This window comes from Mycobacterium sp. IDUB_17, assembly GCF_055419465.1.
This window is the reverse complement of sequence record NZ_JBVAXS010000002.1, coordinates 619,477-640,276: the sequence shown is the minus strand read 5'-3', so window position 1 is coordinate 640,276 and position 20,800 is coordinate 619,477. Positions and strand designations below refer to the sequence as shown.

The 20,800-nt window shown below is 68.2% G+C and carries 20 protein-coding genes and 1 riboswitch; of the genes, 7 read left to right on the top strand and 13 right to left on the bottom strand.

Annotated elements, in window-relative coordinates; translation table 11 throughout:
• Positions 1-9: 9 nt before the first annotated feature.
• A complete protein-coding gene (locus ACZYZ7_RS10200) occupies positions 10-612 on the top strand; it encodes a TetR/AcrR family transcriptional regulator (protein WP_463740837.1) in 603 nt (200 codons plus the stop codon).
• 7 nt (positions 613-619) lie between these two features.
• Here the strand turns inward: ACZYZ7_RS10200 and ACZYZ7_RS10195 are convergent, their stop codons facing one another.
• Positions 620-2,302, bottom strand: coding sequence for a SulP family inorganic anion transporter (locus ACZYZ7_RS10195; RefSeq protein WP_450069293.1), 1,683 nt, complete (start codon positions 2,300-2,302; stop codon positions 620-622).
• 62 nt (positions 2,303-2,364) lie between these two features.
• On the opposite strand from ACZYZ7_RS10195, the gene ACZYZ7_RS10190 reads away from it, so the two are divergent.
• The gene (locus ACZYZ7_RS10190) at positions 2,365-3,639 is read left to right on the top strand and encodes a uracil-xanthine permease family protein (RefSeq protein ID WP_463740836.1); all 1,275 of its coding nucleotides are present in this window, start codon (positions 2,365-2,367) and stop codon (positions 3,637-3,639) included.
• On the opposite strand, the gene ACZYZ7_RS10185 is transcribed toward ACZYZ7_RS10190, so the two are convergent.
• From ACZYZ7_RS10185 to ACZYZ7_RS10165, 5 genes are all read right to left on the bottom strand, one after another.
• On the bottom strand, positions 3,620-4,636 hold the full coding sequence (locus ACZYZ7_RS10185) for an NAD(P)/FAD-dependent oxidoreductase (protein WP_463740835.1): 1,017 nt from the start codon (positions 4,634-4,636) through the stop codon (positions 3,620-3,622). The genes ACZYZ7_RS10190 and ACZYZ7_RS10185 overlap by 20 nt on opposite strands.
• Positions 4,633-5,142, bottom strand: a complete 510-nt coding sequence (locus ACZYZ7_RS10180) for an isoprenylcysteine carboxyl methyltransferase family protein (RefSeq protein ID WP_463740834.1) — start codon at positions 5,140-5,142, stop codon at positions 4,633-4,635. Before ACZYZ7_RS10180 ends, ACZYZ7_RS10185 begins: the two co-directional genes overlap by 4 nt.
• On the bottom strand, positions 5,142-6,209 hold the full coding sequence (locus ACZYZ7_RS10175) for a type III polyketide synthase (RefSeq protein WP_450069297.1): 1,068 nt from the start codon (positions 6,207-6,209) through the stop codon (positions 5,142-5,144). Before ACZYZ7_RS10175 ends, ACZYZ7_RS10180 begins: the two co-directional genes overlap by 1 nt.
• 78 nt (positions 6,210-6,287) lie before the next feature.
• On the bottom strand, positions 6,288-7,724 hold the full coding sequence (locus tag ACZYZ7_RS10170) for a M28 family metallopeptidase (protein ID WP_463740833.1): 1,437 nt from the start codon (positions 7,722-7,724) through the stop codon (positions 6,288-6,290).
• A complete protein-coding gene (locus ACZYZ7_RS10165) occupies positions 7,721-9,226 on the bottom strand; it encodes a M28 family metallopeptidase (RefSeq protein ID WP_463740832.1) in 1,506 nt (501 codons plus the stop codon). Before ACZYZ7_RS10165 ends, ACZYZ7_RS10170 begins: the two co-directional genes overlap by 4 nt.
• Before the next feature lie 334 nt (positions 9,227-9,560).
• Between ACZYZ7_RS10165 and ACZYZ7_RS10160 the strand changes: the two genes are divergently transcribed.
• Complete coding sequence (locus ACZYZ7_RS10160) at positions 9,561-10,262, top strand: slipin family protein (protein WP_463740831.1); 702 nt, start codon at positions 9,561-9,563, stop codon at positions 10,260-10,262.
• 7 nt (positions 10,263-10,269) lie between these two features.
• Here ACZYZ7_RS10160 and ACZYZ7_RS10155 read toward each other — a convergent pair whose 3' ends face one another.
• From ACZYZ7_RS10155 to thiO, 6 genes are all read right to left on the bottom strand, one after another.
• Positions 10,270-11,028, bottom strand: a complete 759-nt coding sequence (locus tag ACZYZ7_RS10155) for an ABC transporter permease subunit (protein WP_135452160.1) — start codon at positions 11,026-11,028, stop codon at positions 10,270-10,272.
• Positions 11,025-11,936 (bottom strand): ABC transporter ATP-binding protein, encoded by a 912-nt coding sequence (locus tag ACZYZ7_RS10150; RefSeq protein ID WP_463741064.1) that lies wholly within the window; start codon positions 11,934-11,936, stop codon positions 11,025-11,027. Before ACZYZ7_RS10150 ends, ACZYZ7_RS10155 begins: the two co-directional genes overlap by 4 nt.
• A 24-nt stretch (positions 11,937-11,960) precedes the next feature.
• On the bottom strand, positions 11,961-12,731 hold the full coding sequence (locus ACZYZ7_RS10145; RefSeq protein WP_463740830.1) for an SGNH/GDSL hydrolase family protein: 771 nt from the start codon (positions 12,729-12,731) through the stop codon (positions 11,961-11,963).
• A gap of 102 nt (positions 12,732-12,833) precedes the next feature.
• The gene (gene thiG / locus ACZYZ7_RS10140) at positions 12,834-13,592 is read right to left on the bottom strand and encodes a thiazole synthase (RefSeq protein WP_135452154.1); all 759 of its coding nucleotides are present in this window, start codon (positions 13,590-13,592) and stop codon (positions 12,834-12,836) included.
• Complete coding sequence (thiS, locus tag ACZYZ7_RS10135; RefSeq protein WP_135452152.1) at positions 13,585-13,785, bottom strand: sulfur carrier protein ThiS; 201 nt, start codon at positions 13,783-13,785, stop codon at positions 13,585-13,587. The genes thiG and thiS overlap by 8 nt, the downstream gene beginning before the upstream one ends.
• Complete coding sequence (thiO, locus tag ACZYZ7_RS10130) at positions 13,782-14,786, bottom strand: glycine oxidase ThiO (protein WP_450069302.1); 1,005 nt, start codon at positions 14,784-14,786, stop codon at positions 13,782-13,784. The genes thiS and thiO overlap by 4 nt, the downstream gene beginning before the upstream one ends.
• Positions 14,776-14,890: riboswitch (TPP riboswitch) on the bottom strand. Its footprint overlaps the gene before it by 11 nt.
• A 39-nt stretch (positions 14,891-14,929) precedes the next feature.
• Here thiO and thiE point away from each other — a divergent pair.
• Positions 14,930-15,598 (top strand): thiamine phosphate synthase, encoded by a 669-nt coding sequence (gene thiE / locus ACZYZ7_RS10125; RefSeq protein ID WP_463740829.1) that lies wholly within the window; start codon positions 14,930-14,932, stop codon positions 15,596-15,598.
• Here thiE and ACZYZ7_RS10120 read toward each other — a convergent pair.
• Entirely contained in the window at positions 15,595-16,101 is a 507-nt protein-coding gene (locus tag ACZYZ7_RS10120) for an NUDIX hydrolase (protein WP_167857704.1), read from the bottom strand. The genes thiE and ACZYZ7_RS10120 overlap by 4 nt on opposite strands.
• A gap of 135 nt (positions 16,102-16,236) precedes the next feature.
• Between ACZYZ7_RS10120 and glnX the strand changes: the two genes are divergently transcribed.
• From glnX to ACZYZ7_RS10105, 3 genes are read left to right on the top strand one after another with little or no spacing between them, the layout of a single operon-like run.
• Positions 16,237-17,556 carry a protein kinase G-activating protein GlnX gene (gene glnX, locus ACZYZ7_RS10115; RefSeq protein WP_135452146.1) on the top strand — a complete coding sequence of 440 codons (1,320 nt, stop codon included), beginning with the start codon at positions 16,237-16,239 and terminating at the stop codon, positions 17,554-17,556.
• Positions 17,556-18,524, top strand: a complete 969-nt coding sequence (locus ACZYZ7_RS10110; protein WP_135452144.1) for a glutamate ABC transporter substrate-binding protein — start codon at positions 17,556-17,558, stop codon at positions 18,522-18,524. Before glnX ends, ACZYZ7_RS10110 begins: the two co-directional genes overlap by 1 nt.
• Positions 18,524-20,800 (top strand): serine/threonine-protein kinase PknG, encoded by a 2,277-nt coding sequence (locus ACZYZ7_RS10105; RefSeq protein WP_135452143.1) that lies wholly within the window; start codon positions 18,524-18,526, stop codon positions 20,798-20,800. Before ACZYZ7_RS10110 ends, ACZYZ7_RS10105 begins: the two co-directional genes overlap by 1 nt.

Below are 20,800 nucleotides of genomic sequence, written 5' to 3'. Positions count from 1 at the left end.
GAAGCAGCGTTGCCGAGGATCTGGGAACCACGCCCCGCAGCGGAGCCCAGTTCGGAGCTCCAGCAGGAGCGGCGTGAGGCGATAGTGCGCGCAGCCGCGGTGCTGGGCGCGCTGCGACCGGCCGAGCAGGTCCAGATGCAGGAGGTCGCGAAGTCGGCAGGGGTGGCGCTGGGCACGCTGTACCGGTACTTCCCATCCAAGACGCACCTGTTCCTTGCCGTGATGGCCGACCGGGTCGAGGGGATGCAGGACGGCATCCGTCGCCGGTCCACCCCATCGGGAACGGCGGCCGACCGGGTCTTCGACGTACTGGAGCGGGCCACCCGCACGATGCTGCGCCAACCCCACCTGAGCGCCGCCATGCTCAACTCCCTCAACACCGCCGATGGGGCGGTGGTCGCCGAGGTGGGCAGGATCGACCAGCTGGTGCGCACCATGCTCTTGGACGCCTCCGGCGTGAACGACCCGAGCCCACAACAGATCTCATTGGTGCGCCTCGTCCAACAAACCTGGCACGGGATCCTGCAGTCCAGCCTGAACGGGCGCATGTCCGTCACCGAGGCGCAGGACAGCCTGAAGACGGCCTGCGCGCTTCTGCTCGCGCCGCTCTGAGCGGACCTCAGGCCGAACGGTTACGGAATGCTTCGACGGCGGTCGGCAGGGTCGGAAAGATCCGGTCGGTGCCGATCCGATCGAGAAAGCCCGCGGCCACCAGATCGTCGCGCAGATCCGCCTTCACCCGGGCCATTGCGAACACGATGCCCCGGGCGGTCAGCTCCCGGCGCAACTGTTCCAGCGCGTCGACCGCGGTCAGGTCAGGATCGACGTTGGCCTCGGCGCTGTAGATGAACCATTCGACCTTGCCGGGGGCGTTCTCGAGCACGGCCAACGCACGCTCCCGGAAATCCTCGGCGTTGGCGAAGAACAGCGGGGCGTCGTAGCGGTAGACGACCAGCCCCGGAACCACCTGGGCGTCCGGATAGTCGTCGACGTCATGCATCCCGGCGACCCCGGGGACATAGCCGAGGACACTGTCGTGCGGGCGGGCGATCCGCCGCAGCGCGTCCATCAGCGACAGGGCGATCGCCACCAGCACTCCGTAGAGCACACCGAGGCCCAGCACCGCGACCGTGGTGGCCACCGCCAGGAACAGCTCGCTGCGCCGGAAGCGTGCCAGCCGCCGGAACTCTGCCACGTCGATCAGCCGTAGGGCCGCGTAGACGACGAGTGCACCCAGCGCGGCCATCGGGAAGTGCTCCAGCAGGTCACGGCCGGCCAGCATGACCAACAGAACCGTCGCCAGCATCACCAACGAGTACAGCTGCGTGCGGCTGCCCACGGTGTCGCCCAGCGCAGTACGACTTCCGCTGGAACTGACCGGAAAGCCTTGCGTGACACCGGTCGTCAGGTTGCACACACCCAATGCCCGCAGTTCGGCGTTGGCGTCGATGGTCTCTCCCTTGCGCGCCGCGAAGGTGCGGGCAGTCAGGGCGTTGTCGGAGAACGCGACAACCGCTATGCCGACCGCCGGGATCACCAGAGCCACCAGCTCCGTCATCGCGACCGGTGGAAGGGCGGGTTTCGGCAGCCCGGCCGGGATGCCGCCGACCACCCGAATCCCCTTGTCATCCAAGGAGAACAGCCACACCACAGCGGTCGCCGCCAGCACCGCGACCAGCGGGCCGGGGAACCGCGGCGAGATCCGGTACAGCACCAGCAGCAGTACCAGAACCGTGGCCGACAGCACGACCGTTGGTACGTGCACCGATTCGAGGCCGCTGACGAAAGAGCGGATCTGATCGACGAACTCGTCGCCGGTGACCTCGATGCCGCTGATCTTGCCGAGTTGGCCGCTGATCATGATGACGGCCACCCCGGTCATGTAGCCGACCAGGACCGGGCGCGACAGCAGGTCGGCCAGGAACCCGAGCCGACACAGACCGGCCACCAAGCAGATCGCTCCCACCAGCAGTGCCAGCACCGCCGACATCGCGGCGTAGCGCGCCGGGTCGCCGATGACCAGTGGAGCCAGCGCCGTGGCCGTCATCAGGGCCGTGGTGGATTCCGGCCCGACCGACAGTTGCCGTGAAGAACCCAGTAGCGCGTAGACCGCCATCGGGACCAGCGCGGCCCACAACCCCGCGACCGGCGGCAGGCCGGCCACGGTCGCATAGGCCATCACCTGCGGCACCAGGTACGCCGCGACCGTCACCCCGGCCAGCACGTCGCCGCGCAGCCAGGACCGCCGGTAGCCGGTGAACTGTTCCAGTCCGGGGACCCAACGCGCCAGGTTCGGTTTCATCACGATTGATTGTTGCCGCAGTCCGCGTGCGCGGCAGCCGATCATGGTGTGTAGTCACATGCGTGATTCCGCTGAGTTGGAAGTACGTCGAGACCCGCAACGATGACGACTTCGTCGTCAACCCCGGGGAACGGCTCAATTGGTCGAGCACCATCGGTATCGGGGCCCAGCATGTGGTGGCCATGTTCGGCGCGACGTTCCTGGTCCCGGTGCTCACCGGTTTTCCGCCCGCGACCACGCTGTTGTTCTCCGGGATCGGCACCATCGGATTCCTGATCATCACCGGCAACCGGTTGCCGAGTTACCTGGGGTCGAGTTTCTCCGTGATCGCCCCGGTGACCGCGGCGGTGGCATCGCACGGAACCGGAAGTGCACTCGGCGGTTTGATCGCCGTCGGGGTGTTGTTGATCCTCATCGGCGCGGTGGTGCACCTCGTCGGTACCCACTGGATCGACGTCGCACTGCCGCCGGTGGTGACCGGGGCGATCGTCGCGCTCATCGGCTTCAACCTCGCTCCGGCCGCCAAGTCCAACTTCGAGAAGGGCCCCTTGGTCGGAATCGTGACGTTGGTGTTGCTGGTCGCCACGCTGGCCTTCTTCAAGGGCTTGATCGGCAGGCTGGCGATCTTCGGCGCGGTGCTGATCGGGTATCTGCTGGCGCTGGCCCTGGGCGACGTGGACACCGCGGCGATCGCGGCGGCACCGTGGCTGGGGCTGCCCGAGTTCCACACCCCGAGTTTCAACCTCGCGGTTCTGCCGCTGTTCCTACCTGCGGTGATCGCACTGGTCGCCGAGAACATCGGGCATGTCAAGTCGGTGGGGCAGATGACCGGGACCGACCTCGATCCGATGATCGGCCGCGCACTGGCCGCCGACGGTGTGGCCACCGTGCTGGCGGGTGCCGGTGGCGGCTCGGCCACCACCACCTACGCCGAGAACATCGGGGTGATGGCCGCCACCCGGGTCTACTCGACCGCGGCCTACTGGGTGGCCGCCGCGGTGGCGATCGCATTGTCGTTGTGTCCCAAGGTCGGAGCGGCGATCTCAGCGATCCCTCCTGGCGTGCTCGGCGGGGCGACCATCGTGCTCTACGGCCTGGTCGGCATCCTGGGCGTGCGGATCTGGCTGACTAATCACGTGGACTTCTCCAAGCCGGTCAACCAGATGACCGCCGCCATTCCGCTGATCATCGGGATCGCGGACTTCACCTGGCAGCTCGGTTCTCTGACGTTCACCGGGATCGCCCTCGGCTCCATCGCCGCGCTACTGGTCTTTCACGGCATGAGGTTGTTGGAATACCTGGGGAACCTGGCACAACCTACTCGCCAAGCGCGTTGACCACACGGGTGAACACCGAGGGCAGCGCCGCCGACGCCGGGGTGATGCAGGCCCGCACCGGACCGAAACCGCTGCCGTGCAACAGGGCTGCGGTGAGCAACCGGTAGCGGCGGGTCAGCGCACGCCATTGCCGGTCGTAGTCACCGGGCCGGTCCGCGCGTACACACCCCACGAGGAGTTCGGCCGCACCGAAGGCCAGGCCCATCCCCTCGCCGGTGAGGGCGTCGACGTAGCCTGCCGCGTCGCCGACCAACAGCACCCGGCCCGCGCTCCGGTTACGGACCTTCTGCCGCAACGGTCCCGCGGCGCGGTCGTGGCCGTGCTCAAGCCCGTGAATCCGCTCGGCCAGCAACGGGAATGCCGCCAGGTGCTCGTCGAAGCCGCCGCGCGCCGAGGTCAGGATCGCCACCCCGACACAGTTCTCCCCGACCGGCGTCACGTACGCCTCGGCGTCAGGGCCCCAGTACACCTCGACACAGTCCGACCACGGCGCGATCAGGATGTGGCGCCGAATTCCCCAGCGGCGTCGCCTGCCCTCACCGCCGCTCAATCCGAGCGCGCGGCGGATCGGTGAATGCAGGCCGTCGGCGGCCGCCAGGTAGCGGGCCCGAAAACCGGCCGCGCTCACCGACGTCGAGTCCTGGGTCACCGGGCCCACCTCACCCTGGACCACCCGGACCCCGGCTTCGGCCGCGGCCTCAGACAGTGCGGCATGCAGAACCGTACGACGCACTCCGCGGCCGGCGCCGTCGCGGAACCTGGCCTCAGCGATGCGGTGGCCGTCCAGATAGCGGATGCCCCGAAAGGTTCGGCCCTCGGGTTGAGCGCCCAGGCGTTGCAACTGCCGGACCGAGTGCGGCATCAGGCCCTCACCGCAGGCCTTGTCGATCGGGCCCTGGCGGCGTTCCACCACCACGGCCTCCAACCCGGCACGCGCTGCGTGCACCGCGGTGGCCAGCCCGGCCGGGCCGCCACCTGCGACGAGCAAATCGATCACGTCAAACCTTGCAGTGCTTCGTTTTCCACGCGGATCCGGGCTCGCAGTAGCGCGGCGTTGGTCACCGTGAACACCAGGGCGGTGATCCACGCGCCGCCGGCCAACGGCAGTGCGGCCCCCTCGGTGACCACGGCCACGTAGTTCGGGTGCGGCAGCACGCGGTACGGACCGTCGACGACGCGCGTTGCGCCCGGCACCACCACGACCCTGGTGTTCCACTGCCTACCCAGCGTGGTGATGCACCACCACCGCAGCGCCTGGGCGACGAGTACCACCATCACCATGATGCGGCCGAGCACCGGTGCCGGGCGGCGGCGACGTGCCTCCACCACCGCGCCCACCAGCAGCGCGCTGTGCAGCGCCACCATCACCGGATAGTGGCCGGCCCCGAATTCCTTGCCGCCCTGGGCGATGCTCCACTTCAGGTTGCGTTTGGACACCACCAGTTCGAGGACCCGCTCGACGGCGACGAGGGTGATCAGCGCGGTGTATCTCTTGGCCGTCATCAGCGCCAACGCAGCAGGACGAGCTCCGAGCAGAACCCCGGCCCCATCGCCATCATCACCCCGGGTGTGTCCGATTCCGGCCGTTTACAGATGGTTTCACGTAGCACGTGCAGCACCGAGGATGACGACAGGTTGCCGACGTCGGCGAGCGACTGCCAGGTGAGATCCAGTGCGTCCTCAGGCAATCCGAGGGTTTCTATGATCGCCTCGATCACCTTCGGCCCACCGGGATGGCTCACCCAGGCGGAGACATCGTCGACGGATAGACCGTGATCGCCGAGGAACCCGGTGACGTCGTCACCGAGGTAGCGCCCCACGAAGCCCGGGACTTCGGCGCTCAGTACGATCTCGAAGCCATCGGAGCCGATGTCCCACCCCATGGCGTGCAACGAGTCTGGGTACAGATGACTGCGGGAGTCCAGCACATCGGGTCCGGTCGGGTTGAGCCTACGGGCGCGTTGTTCACCGACCGCGACCACCGCGGCGGCTCCGTCGCCGAACAGTGCACCGGCCACCAGCGTCGGCATCGAGGGATTGTGTTTGCGGGTCAGCGAACACAATTCAACCGACACCAGGACCGCTACCTTGTCGGGCGCGCCCCGCAGGTAGTCGTTGAGCCGCGCGATACCGGCGGCACCGGCCACACACCCCAATCCGAAGATCGGGATGCGGCGTACGTCGGGCCGCAGGCCCAGCCGTCCGGCGATGCGCGCGTCCAGGGACGGGACCGCGGCGCCGGTGACAGTCGTGGTGACGATCAGGTCGACGTCCTGCGGGCGCAGGCCGGCCTCATCCAGTGCCCCGGACAGCGCGGCGCAGCCCAGCTCGGTCGCATGCTCGATGAACAGGCTGTTGCTCTCACCGAAATCATCGAGATTCGCATATTTCTCGAGCGGCAGGACCAGATACCTGCTGTTCACTTTCGCGCTCTTGTGCAGCGCCCGCACCACGTCCTCGACCTCGGCGTATCCCGGCAGGTCCAGCAGGGCGCTGGTGACCTCGTCCTGGGTATACCGATATGGAGGCAGGACGGCATGGACGCCGGCAATCGTGCTGCGGCTGGGCATTCTCGCGACGTTAATTCCCATACCCGTATCACGGGGGCCTACGGTCGCCGGTTCAACGCTCCCTCGACCAATCCGGGTTCAGCCGCGGTGACGCTTGTCACGTGCCGGCACACCATTGGGGCCCTCGATCGACCGGGCGTACGTGCCGACGGTGAACGCGATCGCCGATCCCATGATCCCGAGCGCGCGGGCATCGACGTTGTCGATCGTGTCGCGGGCCGTGTGATTGTTGGGATCGAACGCCACCCCTGCCCGTCCGCCCCACAGCCTGGCCTGCACCTCGGTCTTGCGTTGCGACGCCCCGGTGGTCGTGCCGCCGATGGGCACACCGGCCTGCAGGAACGGGTGATAGTCGGTGTTGGCGCTGATCGGCATGTCCGCGGGCCGCGCCCCGGCCAGGTTGAGGTAACCGGCCATGGTCCTTTCGATACCGGCCGATCCTTCGGGGATCGGCTTGGGATCGGTGGCCTGGCCGGACTGGTCGCCGTCATAGGTGAAGAACCCGGCGTTGGGCGAGCCGACCATGTCGAAGTTCAGATACAGCGCGAGGTCGTCCAGCTGGTCCAGCGGGAGGTTCCGCACATACTGCGTCGACCCGTCCAACCCCATTTCCTCGGCGCCCCAGAACGCGAACCGCACCGCATTGCCCACTTTCGGCGAACTGCCCAGCTGCAGCGCGGTTTCCAGAACGGCCGCCACCCCGGAGCCGTTGTCGTTGATGCCCGGACCGCCGCCGACGCTGTCGAGGTGCGCACCCACCAGCACCACATCGGACCCCGACCCGGTCTTGGTCTGCGCGGTCACGTTGCGGGATTTGACCATCTCGGCCTTGCCGTCGAGGGTCAGGCGCACCGGCGCACTCGTGCGTCGCAGCGCCGCGTCCGCGTTCTCGTCGATGACGCCGACCGGGACGGTGAGTTGTCGGTAGTAGCCGGTGGTGAACAACCCGCCGGGAGGGGGCTGGTGCCCGCTGTTGACCACCAGCAGGCCCACCGCGCCCTTGGCCAGAGCGGTGTTCTGTTTTGCCACAACCGAACACCCGGTGTCGTCGACGACCGCGATGGCACCGGTGATGTTGACCGACCCGTAGTCGGTGGCCGCACATCCGGACGGCTTGCCCGGGCGCAGCGTCGGAGCATTCAGCCCGCCGGGTGCCGTCGTCACCAGCATCGACGCCTGGTCCACCCGGTACACGGTCCCGGACACGCTCAGCGCGGGGTTACCCCCACGCATCGTGCCCATCCGCTCGAACTCCGGCGTCTGTACATCAAAGCCTTTGTCCCGCAGAACTTCTACTACATAGTCGACGCTGGCGTCGTACCCGGGGCTGCCGACCGCCCGGTTTCCGTCATGACTGTCGGCGATCTCCTGGAGCTTGCGCAGGTGGGTGAACATGGCGTCGACCGTGATCTTGCCCGCCAGTTCCTGCGGCTCGACGGCCTTCGGCGATGACTGCGTCGAGCATCCCGCCAGTGCGGCACCGAGCAATATGACAGCGAGTCGACGTCCCGTCACTGCGCGGTGATCTGGTGCCGCGTACGGTCCGAGCGAATCGGTAAACCGTTGCGGCCCCGCTGATCTTGGGCATACAACCCCACAGCGAATGCGACTCCCTCACCATGTATCTGCAATGCGTCCCGGTTCACGTGGTCAAGGGTATCGGTGTTCTTGTGATAGTTCGGGTCGAACGGTTGATCCACCTCGCCGGTCCACAATTTGGCCTCTTCGGCGTTCATCTTGTCCTCGGCACCGGAGAACAATCCGCCGGAGGGAATGCCCGCCATGGTGAACCCGTCATAGTCGGACCGACCGTCAAAACTGGTGTCGCGCGGCGTCTTTCCAGCATTTTGCAGATAGGACGCCAGGGTGCGCTCGATTCCCGCCGAACCCTCGGGGACCCGGGGGCGGCCCTGCTCCTCCAGAGGTGCGGACTGGTCGCCGTCGTAGGTGAAGTAGCCCGCGTTGGGCGAGCCGAGCATGTCGAAGTTCAGGTACATGGCAATGTCCTTGAGGGCTTCGGTGTCCAGGGATTCGACATAGTTGGTCGAACCGAGCAGACCTTCTTCCTCGGCTCCCCAGAACCCGAACCGCACCGCGTTGGCCACCTCTGGCGAATCGCCCAACTGCAGAGCGGTTTCCAGCACGGCGGCCACGCCGGAACCGTTGTCGTTGATGCCGGGGCCTTCGGGAACGCTGTCGAGATGGGCGCCGACCATGACCACGTCGGAGGTCGATCCGGTCTTGGTCTGGGCGATGACGTTGCGCGTGTGCTCGGTGCGCACGCCGGCGACGAGCTTGATCGTGGTGGGTCCGGGCGCGTTGCGCAGCCGGGTGCCCTCATCCTTGGTCACGCTGACCACCGGGATCTTCACGTCGGTGTCGCGACCCAGCGTGCCGCCCATCTTCTCGTCGTTGTTGGTGTTGACGACGATCATCGCGACCGCGCCACGCTCGGCGGCTGCGGCCTGCTTGTCCGCGAAGGGGCATGAGCCGCGATCGACCAGCACCACCGCACCGGCGACCGGGAGCCCGTCGTAGTCGGCGGCCTCACACCCCGGGGTGTCCTCCACCTTGGCCGGTACCAGCGGCGCGGACACCCCCGCTTGGTCGGTACCGATGGTGAACTCCAGCGGCTTGGCGCTGACGGCCTGGCCACCGACGGTGACCTGGGGGTCTTCGGCGAACGGGAGTTTCACCTCGAACTCCGGGGTTTCCACGTCAAACCCCTTATCGCGCAGCGCGTTGGCCACGTAGTCGACACTCGCGTCGTACCCCGAGCTGCCCAGCGCCCGGTTGCCCTTGTTGGCGTTGGCAATGTCCTGCAGCTTGCTCAGATGCCCCATCATGGCGTCGGCCGAGATCCGCTCACGCAATTGGTCGGCGAACTGCACCGCCGCCGGTGACGACTCCTGGGACTGCCGCCCGTCGGTCTGCAGTTCGGTCTTTGCATCACAGCCGGCCAGCCCCACGGTCAGCGCCAGCGCGCCCAGAACCGCCCCCGTCGAAGTACGTCGCATTGCACCCACGGTAGCGGCTCCCCCGAACTGCCTGGCGGATAAATCGGTTGCCTGGTGATTTGCTGTGGTGGCATGGTGTTCCCCGGCGCCGGCAGGGGGCAGGCCGAGCGGGGTACCGCAACGTTTCTGCATGTTGCCGCGGCGTCATGGCACAGGTAAAGGGCCTGAGGTTCGAATCCTCTCCTACAACCCCGATACCGTCGCCGGGATCGCGCAGTCGACGGCCTTGCGGCCCGCATCCGCCGGTATGGGGATGTGACGCCCCGCCACCGATTGCGTCCGGCGGCGGTATCCCTTTGCCGCACAGACACATACACCGGAAGGAGGACACGACATGGGTATCTTCACGTTCAACCGAATCACTGTTTCCGCAGGCCAGTGCGCACTGGAGTACCGGGACGGCACGCTGGGTCGTGTCCTGCCCCCGGGCCGCCACCGCATTGATGTGGCGGCCTCGGTGGTGCGTGTCGAGATGCGTGAGCAGGTGCTGACGCTGGCCCCGCAGGAGGTGCTGACCTCGGATGCGGTGACGCTGCGTATCACCGTCGCACTGCAGTTCAAGGTCAGCGACGCCGTGGCCTACGTGGAGGCGGCGGCCGATCCGATGGCTGCGGTGTACCTGGCCGCGCAGATCGCACTGCGCGATCTCGTCGCGGCAGTGACCGCCGACGAGGTGATGCAGCGCGGCAATCGCATCGATGCCGGGGCGATCGCGGCGGCGGCCCGTGCTGCCGGTGCCCGTACCGGGGTCGAGGTGATCGACGCCTTCGTCAAGGACGTGATCATCCCGGCTGAGATCCGCGCCGCGGCCATGGCGCTGGTGACGGCCAAGGCCACCGGCGCGGCGAAGCTGGAAGCAGCCCGTGCCGAGACCGCGGCGCTGCGTGCGCTGGCCAACGCCGGCAAGCTGCTGGACGCCCACCCGGCGCTGGCTCAGCTGCAGCTGATCCAGCGGGTGCCGTACGGGTCGAAGGTGGTACTGGCCCTGGGCAGTAACGATGCGATCTCAACGGATGTGGCGTCTGACCCGGAGTAATTCCGGGTCAGGCGTCACGCCTGTTCAGCACCACCGCGGCAGCAATGAACGCCACCGCCACCCACACCAGGAAATAGAACAGCGAGCCCAGCTCGCTCCACGACGTGTAATAGGTCGGGAACAACCACTCGACCTCAAGGAACCGGAACATGTTGGCGAACGGCAGCCACGGTCCGACCTTGGGGCCGGAGTTGGGCATGTTCCCCAGCAGCGGCTCGGCCACCAGCGGCCACAGCAGCAGGACCGCCACCGCACCGGCTGAAAATCGCACCAGCGCGCCGACGGCCACCCCGAGCACCGCGGCCAGCGCGGCGTACAACGCGAACCCGCCGGCCACCCGCCAGGTCGCCGGATTGGCCACCGACAGTTGGGTACCGACCACCGGGTCGGCGGCCATCCGGGCCACCAGCACCGATGCCAGCACCATGATCACCGCACACACCGAGGAGAACGCCGCGCACACCACCGCTTTGGCGGTCAGCACCTGTGTCCGGTTGGGCGTGGCCAGCAAGGTGGTGCGGATCAGCCCGCTGCGGTATTCGCCGGTCATCGTCATCGAGGACAACACCATCAGCACGGGAACCCCGAACACCGCGACACCGAGCGCGGCCTTGGACGGGGGCAGCCCGGTGTAGTGGTTCACCGTCATGCCCTGTATCGCTGCCAGGCCGAGGCTGAGCACCGCCACCCCGACCGTGGACCACAGCGGGGAGCGGGTGGTGGACAGTTTGATGCGCTCGGCGTCGAACGCGGCCAGCGCGCTCACGCCTGAGCCGCCCGATAATCGACCGCGTCATCGGTGAGTTTCAGATATGCCTCCTCCAGCGAGGCCTGCCGCTGGCTCAGCTCGTGCAGGGTGATGGTGTTGCGCGCGGCGAGGTCACCGATCACCTCGATGGCCGCGCCGTGCACCGCCAGCGCATCGCCGTCGGCGGCGGCCTCCACCTCGAACCCCGCGTCGGTGAGGACCTCGCGCAGTGTCTCCAGTTGTGGTGTGCGCACCCGCACGGTGTCGGCGGATGTCCCGCTGACGAATTCGCTCACCGTGGTCGAGGCGATCAACTTGCCCTGACCGATCACCACCAATCGATCGGCGGTGTTGGCCATTTCGGCCAGCAGGTGACTGGACACGAACACCGTGCGGCCCTCGGCGGCCAGACTGCGCATCAGGGTGCGCACCCAGTGGATGCCCTCGGGGTCCAGGCCGTTGACCGGTTCGTCGAACAGCAGCACCGGCGGATCACCCAGCAGCGCGGCGGCGATCCCCAACCGCTGGCTCATGCCCAGCGACAGCGTCCCGGCGGTGCGGTCCTCCACCGACGTCAGCCCGACCATCTCGAGCACCTCGTCCACCCGGGCCGGCGCAATCCGGTTGGCTGCCGCGATCCAGCGCAGGTGGTTGCGGGCTGAGCGGTTCGGATGGGCCTGACGGGCGTCGAGCAGGGCGCCGACCGTGCGCAGCGGATCCCGCAGTTCCCGGTACTTCTTGCCGTCGATGGTCGCGGACCCGGCGTTGGGATGGTCCAGTCCGAGGATCAGCCGCATCGTGGTGGTCTTGCCCGCACCGTTGGGCCCGAGGAATCCGGTCACCACACCTGGTTCGACGGTGAACGTCAGATCGTCGACGGCGCGGTGGGTCCCGTAGAGCTTCGTCAGCCCGGCCAGTTCGATCATGGCTCCCATGGTGTCAGCGCCACCTCACGTGTCGGGGCCTGCCTGCGCCACCACCATATCGGCGACCGCCCGCATACCGGCGGCGTTCGGGTGCAGCGGGGCGGGCCGGCCCGGCCATGGCAAACCGGGCCGCGTGGTCCATGGCTGGGCCGACCAGGCATGGTGCGGCAGGCTGGCCTGCGCGGCGCGAACCCAACCGCAGCCAGTTTCGGCCGCAGCCTTTCCGGTGAGTCGTTCCAGCGTGGCCGCGACGTGTCTGCCGAGTTCCACGTCGGCCTCCGACAGCGGCGAGGCCGCGACGCCCTGCGGCGGTAGCAGCGTCAGATAGTCCACGAACAGCACCCGGGCCGCAGGAGCGCGTTGCCGGATCTCACGCCCCACCGTCGCCAGCGAGCCGGCCACCTGCGTCAACGCCGTCTCACGCGCGCCGGGATCCAGCAGGCCGCGAAGGAACGACCCCACCAGCGGCAGGGACCGGGTGAACCGCGGCAACGCAGCCGCCATCAACTGGGGCACATAGCCGGCGTCATTGCCGCCGATCGTGACCGTGACCAGAACCTCAGACCCGTCGAGCGCGCCGATCTGCGGCGCCGCACCGTTCTGAGGCTCATGCAGTATGTGCGCGGTGGTGGCCCCCGAGTAGGTCACGTCCACCAGGTCGAGCCCGAGTCTGGCCGCCGCCAGATGGGGGTAGTTGCGTGCCGAGCGACCCGCCTGCCACGGGGCACCCGGAGCGGACGGTTTGATGCCCGGCCCGGCAGCCATCGAACTGCCCAGGGCGACATAGCGCTTCATAACACCGCTCCCCCGCATCGAGCCTGCGCCCAGATCGCGATTTTGTTCATTTTCACGATCTCAGCGCAGACTCGGCGCACTCACTGCCGCCTCGGCGCGAAATCACAGCGCCGGGCTCGACGCCTGTGCCCAGAACCGCTTCGGGATACGCCCCGCCTGACGCGCCAGGTATCCGGCGGTGACGGCAGCCGACATCGCGGCGGCCATGGTCGGCGGGTCGGAGGCACGGGTGACGGCCGTGGCCAACAGCACGGCGTCACAACCCAATTCCATCGCCATGGCAGCATCGGAGGCCGTGCCGATCCCGGCATCGAGCACCACCGGCACTCCGGCCTGCTCGACGATCATCTCGATGTTGTGCGGGTTGGAGATGCCCAGACCGGTGCCGATCGGTGAGCCCAGTGGCATCACCGCGGCACAGCCGGTGTCCTCCAGCCGGCGGGCCAGCACGGGGTCGTCGTTGGTGTAGGGCAGCACGATGAACCCGTCATCGACCAATTGCTCTGCGGCCTTGACCAATTCGATGGCGTCGGGCAACAGCGTGCGCTCGTCGGCGATGACTTCGAGTTTGACCATGTCGGTGCCCAGCGCCTCGCGGGCCAGCTGCGCGGTCAGCACGGCCTCGGCGGCACCGCGACAGCCCGCGGTGTTCGGCAGTGCCGCGATGCCGAGCCGGTTGAGCAGGTCGAGCACCCCGGTACCGGTCTCGGCGTCCACCCGCCGCATCGCCACGGTCGTCAACTCTGTCCCCGAGGCCACCAGAGCCTCTTCCAGCACCGCCAGGTTCGGCGCGCCGCCGGTTCCCATGATCAGCCGGGAGCCGAACTCCCGGCCGCCGATCCGCAGAACTGAATCACCCACCCTGCACCGCCGTCACGACCTCCACCCGGGCTCCGTCGGACAGGGTCCGATCCCATTCCGAGCGGGGCAGCACCGTCCAGTCCAGCGCGACGGCGATGCCCTTCTCGGGGAAGCCCCGGGTTTCCAGCAGGCCCTCGACGGTGGTCTGCTCGTCCACCTCGAGGGTCTCGTTGTTGACCGTGATGGTGATCATTTCGCTCCCACGCCCACCTCGAGTTCAGCCGCGATCCGCTCAGCGGTCCACGGCGCCAACAGAAATCCGTTGCGGCCGTGTCCGACGGCCACCAGCGTGCGCTCGTCGACACGTTCGACGATCGGCAGGCCGTCCGGTGTCATGGGCCGCAGCCCCGCCGCCGTCTCGGCCAGTTCGTACTCGCCCAGCGCCGGCATCACCGCGCAGGCGTCCTCGAGCAGATCACGCACCCCGCTGACCACCGGCGCCGTGTCGCGTCCGTGCTCGTACTGGGTGGCGCCGACCACCACACCGTCGGCACGCGGCACCAGGTACACCGGCCGCCCGTGCACGCGGGCCCGGATCACCCGCTGCGGCACCGGCATACAGCCCTTGCGCCACCGCAGCCGCAGCACCTCGCCCTTCACCGGACGCACCGGCAGGCCGGGCAGGAGCTTCGGGGCGTCGATCCCGTTGGCGACCACCCGCACGTCCGCTTCGACATCGGCCAGATCCTCGACGGGCCCGGCCCAGCGCACGGCCAGTCGCTCGCAGTGCGCGGCCAGCCCGTCGACCACGGCGCGGTTGTCCACGGCGAGTTCGGTGGTGGCCCGGAACCCGTGCCGGATGCCTTGGGCCAGCAGGGGCTCCACGTCACGGGCAGCCGTGATCAGTTCGACGGGCTGCCCCTGGGCCGACAGCCATTCGGCGACGGTACGCAGGTCGGCCACGTCGGCCCGGTCGACGGCGACGACGAGTGACTCGCGCGCGGTGACCACCTCGGGCGCCAGCCCGTCGAGGAATCCCGAGTGCCACAGCTTCAGTGATTCCAGGCCGATCTGCAGTATCTGTTCCTCGCCCGGCCAGCCTTCGCTGTGCGGGGCCAGCATTCCGCCGGCCACCCACGACGCGCCGCGCTCACGCGTGCAGTGCAGCCGCACGGTCCAGCCGTCCAGCGCCGCCCGGCGTGCGACAGACAGCCCGATCACACCGCCGCCGATGACGGCGAGTGTTCGCGCCATATCCGCTCCCTTCGCCGGCATGACCCGGATCAGGTGTGACGGTCAGGGCCGGTCCGGATGCCCACTCTCAGCCCCTCGTCCCCGGGACTCCCGTATTGATTGCCAGTCCAGGGTACTCGGGCGGTACCGGCTACCGTCGCGGTGTGGAATCACCCGCCGACCGTCTGCAGCGCGCCACCCTCTACCTGTGCACCGATGCCCGCCGGGAGCGTGGTGACCTGGCCGAATTCGCCGATGCCGCGCTGGCCGGCGGGGTGGATCTGATCCAGCTACGCGACAAGGGTTCGGCCGGAGAGAAGCAGCTCGGCCCGCTGGAGGCCCGGCAGGAACTCGACGCGCTGGAGATCCTGGCCGACGCCGCCCGTCGCCACGGCGCACTGCTGGCGGTCAACGACCGCGCCGACATCGCCCTGGCTGCCGGGGCCGACGTGCTGCACCTGGGCCAGGACGATCTGCCGCTGGACGTCGCGCGCGGCATCATCGGCGAGCGTCCGGTGATCGGCCGCTCCACCCATGACGCCGCGCAGGCCGCGGCCGCGATCGATGAACAGGTGGACTACTTCTGCGTCGGCCCGTGCTGGCCCACCCCGACTAAACCCGGCAGGTCCGCACCGGGCCTGGACCTGGTGCGCTCGACGGCCGCGTTGAACCCGGCCAAGCCGTGGTTCGCGATCGGCGGGATCGATCAGCAGCGACTGCCCGAGGTGCTGGCCGCCGGCGCCCGGCGCATCGTGGTGGTCCGGGCGATCACCGCCGCCGAGGATCCCCGGGCGGCGGCCGCGGAACTGAAGGCTGCGCTCGCGCGGGCCTAGTGATGCCGGTTGTGCTCCAGCGGCAGGGACGCCGTCACCGCCCGCAGCTGCTGCCAGCTCGCGGCGAACCCGGGATGCAGCGGCAACTCGGCCACCTCGTCCTCGGCCACCCAGCGCAGCTCCGAACTCTCCCGGTTGGGGATGGTCTCCAGCGGCTCGGGCACGTCGGCGATCACCGTCGTGTAGGACCAGTGCGTGCCGCCGATACCGGCCACCTCGGCCGTCACCACGGTGGTCCGCACGGTGAGCTGCTCGGCCGTCACCCCGGCTTCCTCGTGGGCTTCGCGGACCGCGGCCTGCTCGGCGGTCTCATGACTGTCGCGGGCACCGCCGGGCAACGCCCACGTTCCGCCCTGATGACTCCACGGGGCCCGGTGTTGCAGCAGCACCGCCGCCGATCCGCCCGGCCACGGTGCCCGCAGCAGCAGGCCGGCCGCACCGTGGCGCCCCCAGTACCGGGCGCCGTTGTCGGAGAACACCCAGCCGTCACCGTCGCCACGCACCCGTACAGGATAAGGAACGTCGCGAGTTTCGGTGGGTCCCAATTTCTCAGCGAGCCTAAGCGCGGCGCTCTTAGAATTTTTTTATAGTGGTGGGACGCCCCGTTTGTACCGAAACTAAATGAGGTCCGTGCGCAGGTGACTGTGGAGTTGGCACATCCCTCGACCGAACCACTCGCGTCCCGGTCGCCGACCACTCCTGCCCACCCGCGCTGGTGGTTTCTGTGGACCACTCCCGGGCGCATCCTGACGATCGGGCTCGTGTTGTCGGCCCTCGTGCTCGCCAGCGCGTTCGCGACGTCCACCACGATCAACGACCGCCAGCAGGCATTGACCACGGTGCTCGACCACACCGAGCCGCTGGCGTTCGCGGCCGGCCAGCTCTACACCACGCTGTCGGTCGCCGACGCCGCCGCTGCCACGGCCTTCATCGCCGGAGCCGAACCCCGCGACGTGCGCCAGCGGTACGAGCAGGCCATCACCGACGCCTCGGTGGCGGTGACGCGGGCATCGAGTGGGTTGACCGACGAAGCGCTGGTGCAGCTGCTCGGCCGGATCAACGCACGGCTCGCCGTCTACACGGGCCTGGTGGAGACCGCACGGACCAACAACCGGGCCGGCAACCCGGTGGGTTCGTCGTATCTGTCGGAAGCCTCGGCGCTGATGCAGTCGCAGATCCTGCCCGACGCGCAACGCCTGTACGAGGAGACCTCGGCGCGGGTGGACGCCGAGACGACGGCCTCCACCCGGATCCCGACCGCGGTGATGTTGGTGGTGCTGGCCACGTTGATGTTCGGCGCGTTCGCCAACCGCTGGCTGGCCCGCCGGACCCGGCGACGGGTGAACATCGGTTTCGTGGCGGGCGGCATGGCCGTGCTGATCATGCTGATCTGGGTGACCACAGCTCTGGTGATCTCGACGTCGGACAGCCGCAACGCCAAGGACACCGCCGCCGAATCCCTCAAGACCGTGACCAACCTCGCCATCACCGCCCAGCAAGCCCGGGCCGACGAGACGCTGGCCCTGATCCGGCGCGGCGACGAGAACCTGCGCAAGCAGTCCTACTACCAGCGCATCGAGGCCATGCAGCAACAGCTCGCGCAGTATCTGGCCCGTGACACCCGCATCGACAAGAGCGATCTGACGGGTGCCGAAGACCTGCTCACCAAGTGGCGTGCGGCCGATGACCGGATCAACGCCTACATCGCGGTGGGCAATTATCAGGCCGCGACGCAGGTGGCGCTGGGCACCGGCGAGGACGATTCCACCTCGGCCTTCGACAAGCTCGACGACGCGTTGTCCAAGGGCATCGAGCAGAGCCGCAGCCAGTTGCGCAACGACATCGCCAATGCCCGCCGGGTGCTGTCCGGCGCGACCGTGGGTGCCGCCCTGCTCAGCGTGGCCGCGGCGCTGGCGGTGGCGCTGGGCCTGTGGCCTCGACTGAGTGAGTACCGCTGATGAGGAAGATGAAGAAGACGTTGGCCGTCCTGACCGCGGCCCTGGCGGTCGCCGGGTGCAGTCAGAGCGCGCCGGCCCTGACGTTGCCGACGATGACGCTGGCGCCGCCCAGCCCCGCCGGCATGCAGGAACTCGCCCCCCAACCGGTGCGGGTGCCGGAGCCCGAGACCGACCAGTGCAACCGCACCGCGAGTCTGCGGCCGTTCAGCAATCAGGCCGACGCCGACGCGGCAGTGGCCAAGATCCGCGACCGCGGACGGCTGGTCGTCGGCCTCGACATCGGCAGCAACCTGTTCTCCTTCCGGGATCCGATCACCGGTCAGATCAACGGGTTCGACGTGGACATCGCCGGGGAGGTCGCGCGCGACATCTTCGGCACGCCGTCACAGGTCGAGTACCGCATCCTGTCCTCGGCCGACCGCATCACCGCCCTGCAGAACAATCAGGTCGACATCGTGGTCAAGACCATGACGATCACCTGCGAGCGCCGCAAGGAGGTGAACTTCTCCACGGTGTATTTCATGGCCCACCAACGCATCCTGGCCGCGCGTGACTCCAACATCTCGCAGGCCTCCGACCTCTCGGGCAAGCGGGTGTGCGTGGTGGACGGCACCACGTCGCTCAAACGGATCCAGCAGATCAGCCCGTCACCGATCATCGTCTCGGTGGTGACCTGGGCCGACTGCCTGGTGGCGCTGCAGCAGCGCCAGGCCGACGCGGTCAGCACCGACGATTCGATCCTGGCCGGGCTGGTGGCGCAGGATCCGTACCTGCACATCGTCGGCCCGAGCCTCAATGAAGAGCCCTACGGCATCGGGTTGAACCTGGAGAACACGCCGCTGGTCCGGGTCGTCAATGCGACGCTGGAGCGCATCCGCCGCGACGGCACCTGGAACACGTTGTACCGCAAGTGGTTGACGGTCCTGGGTCCGGCGCCCTCTCCCCCGGTCGCGAGGTATGTCGACTGATGAAGAAGCCCGACGACACTGAGCTCCCCGAAACCCCCGACACCGCGGGCGGTCCCGGGACACAGCCGGCGAGCCTGGAAGACCTCGACATGGATTCGCAGTCGACCATGCGGCCCATGGCGACCCAGGCGGTTTTCCGCCCGGAGTTCGACGATTCCGACGACGGTACGTTCGGCGGCGGCGATACCGAACCGCAGAACCTCGCCACGATCGCCACCCGGATACTCTCGCCGATCCGCAGGCTGGGCGGCGGGCTGGTCGAGATCGCGCGGGTGCCCGAGCGGGATCCGTTGACGGCGTTGATGACCAACCCGGTGGTGGCCGAGCAGAAGCGGTTCTGCTGGAACTGCGGCAAGCCGGTCGGCAGGTCCTCGTCCGACGGGCACGCTCTGTCGGAGGGCTGGTGCCCGCACTGCGGCAGCGCGTACTCGTTCCTGCCGCAGCTGTCCCCGGGCGAGATCGTCGCCGACCAGTACGAGATCAAGGGCTGCATCGCCCACGGTGGATTGGGCTGGGTGTACCTGGCCTTCGACCACAACGTGAACGAACGTCCGGTCGTGCTCAAAGGCCTGGTGCATTCCGGTGACGCCGAGGCCCAGGTGATCGCGATGGCCGAGCGGCAGTTCCTGGCAGAGGTGACGCACCCGGGAATCGTGAAGATCTACAACTTCGTCGAACACGATGACAAGCACGGCAACCCGGTCGGCTACATCGTGATGGAGTACGTCGGCGGAACATCGCTCAAACAGGCCAGGGGCACCCGACTTCCGGTCGCCGAGGCGATCGGCTACATGCTCGAGATCCTGCCCGCGCTGGGCTATCTGCATTCGATCGGGCTGGCCTACAACGACCTCAAGCCCGAGAACATCATGATCACCGAGGAACAGCTCAAGCTGATCGACCTCGGTGCGGTATCGAAGCTCAACTCCTACGGATACCTGTACGGCACACCGGGATTCCAGGCGCCCGAGATCGTGCGCACCGGGCCGACGGTGGCCACCGACATCTACACCGTGGGACGCACGCTGGCGGCGCTGACCATGAACCTGCGGACCCGGCGGGGCCGCTACGTCCTGGGGCTGCCGTCCGAGGATCCGGTGCTCGACACCTACGATTCCTTCGGCCGGTTCCTGCGCCGCGCCATCGATCCCGATCCGCGGCGGCGGTTCCGCAGCGCCGAGGAGATGTCGTCGCAGCTGCTCGGTGTGCTGCGTGAGGTGGTGGCGGCCGACACCGGGATCCCCCGCCCCGGTCTGTCGACCGTGTTCAGCCCATCCCGGTCGACTTTCGGAGTCGATCTGCTGGTCGCCCACACCGATGTTTATGTTGACGGGCAGGTGCATTCGGAGAAGCTGACGGCGCAGGAGATCGTGCGGGCGCTGCCCGTACCCCTGGTTGATCGCACCGATGTCGGGGCCCCGATGCTGGTCGCCAGCGTGCTCAGCCAACCCGTTCATACCCTGGACCAGTTGCGCGCGGCGCGGCACGGCGCCATCGACTCCGAAGGCGTGGACCTGTCCGAATCGGTGGAGCTGCCGCTGATGGAGGCGCGCGCCCTGCTCGATCTGGGTGACGTCGCCAAGGCCACCCGCAAGCTCGACGACCTGGCCACCTGGGCCGGCTGGCGCTGGCAACTGGTCTGGTTCCGCGCGGTGGCCGAGATGCTGTCGGCTGATTATGACTCGGCGACAAAGCATTTCACCGAGGTGCTGGACACGCTGCCCGGGGAGCTGGCGCCCAAGCTGGCGTTGGCGGCGACGGCCGAGCTGGCCGGCACCGCCGACGAGCTCAAGTTCTACAACACGGTGTGGAGCACCGACAACGGCGTGATCTCGGCCGGTTTCGGATTGGCCCGCGCCGAGTCGGTTGCCGGAACACGGGACAAGGCGGTCGAAACCCTCGACGAAGTTCCACCCACCTCGCGGCATTTCACCACAGCCCGGCTGACCAGCGCGGTCACCCTGCTGTCCGGCCGGTCCACCGGCGAGATCACCGAACAGAACATCCGCGATGCGGCCCGACGCGTGGAGGCACTTCCCGATTCGGAGCCGCGCGTGCTGCAGATCAGGGCGTTGGTACTGGGCACCGCGATGGACTGGCTGGCCGACAACTCGGCGAGCAGCAATCACATCCTGGGATTCCCGTTCACCGAGCACGGTCTCAAGCTGGGCGTCGAGGCGTCACTGCGTGCACTGGCCCGGGTCGCCCCAACGCAGTCGCACCGCTACGCACTGATCGACCTGGCCAACAGTGTGCGGCCGATGAGCACGTTCTGA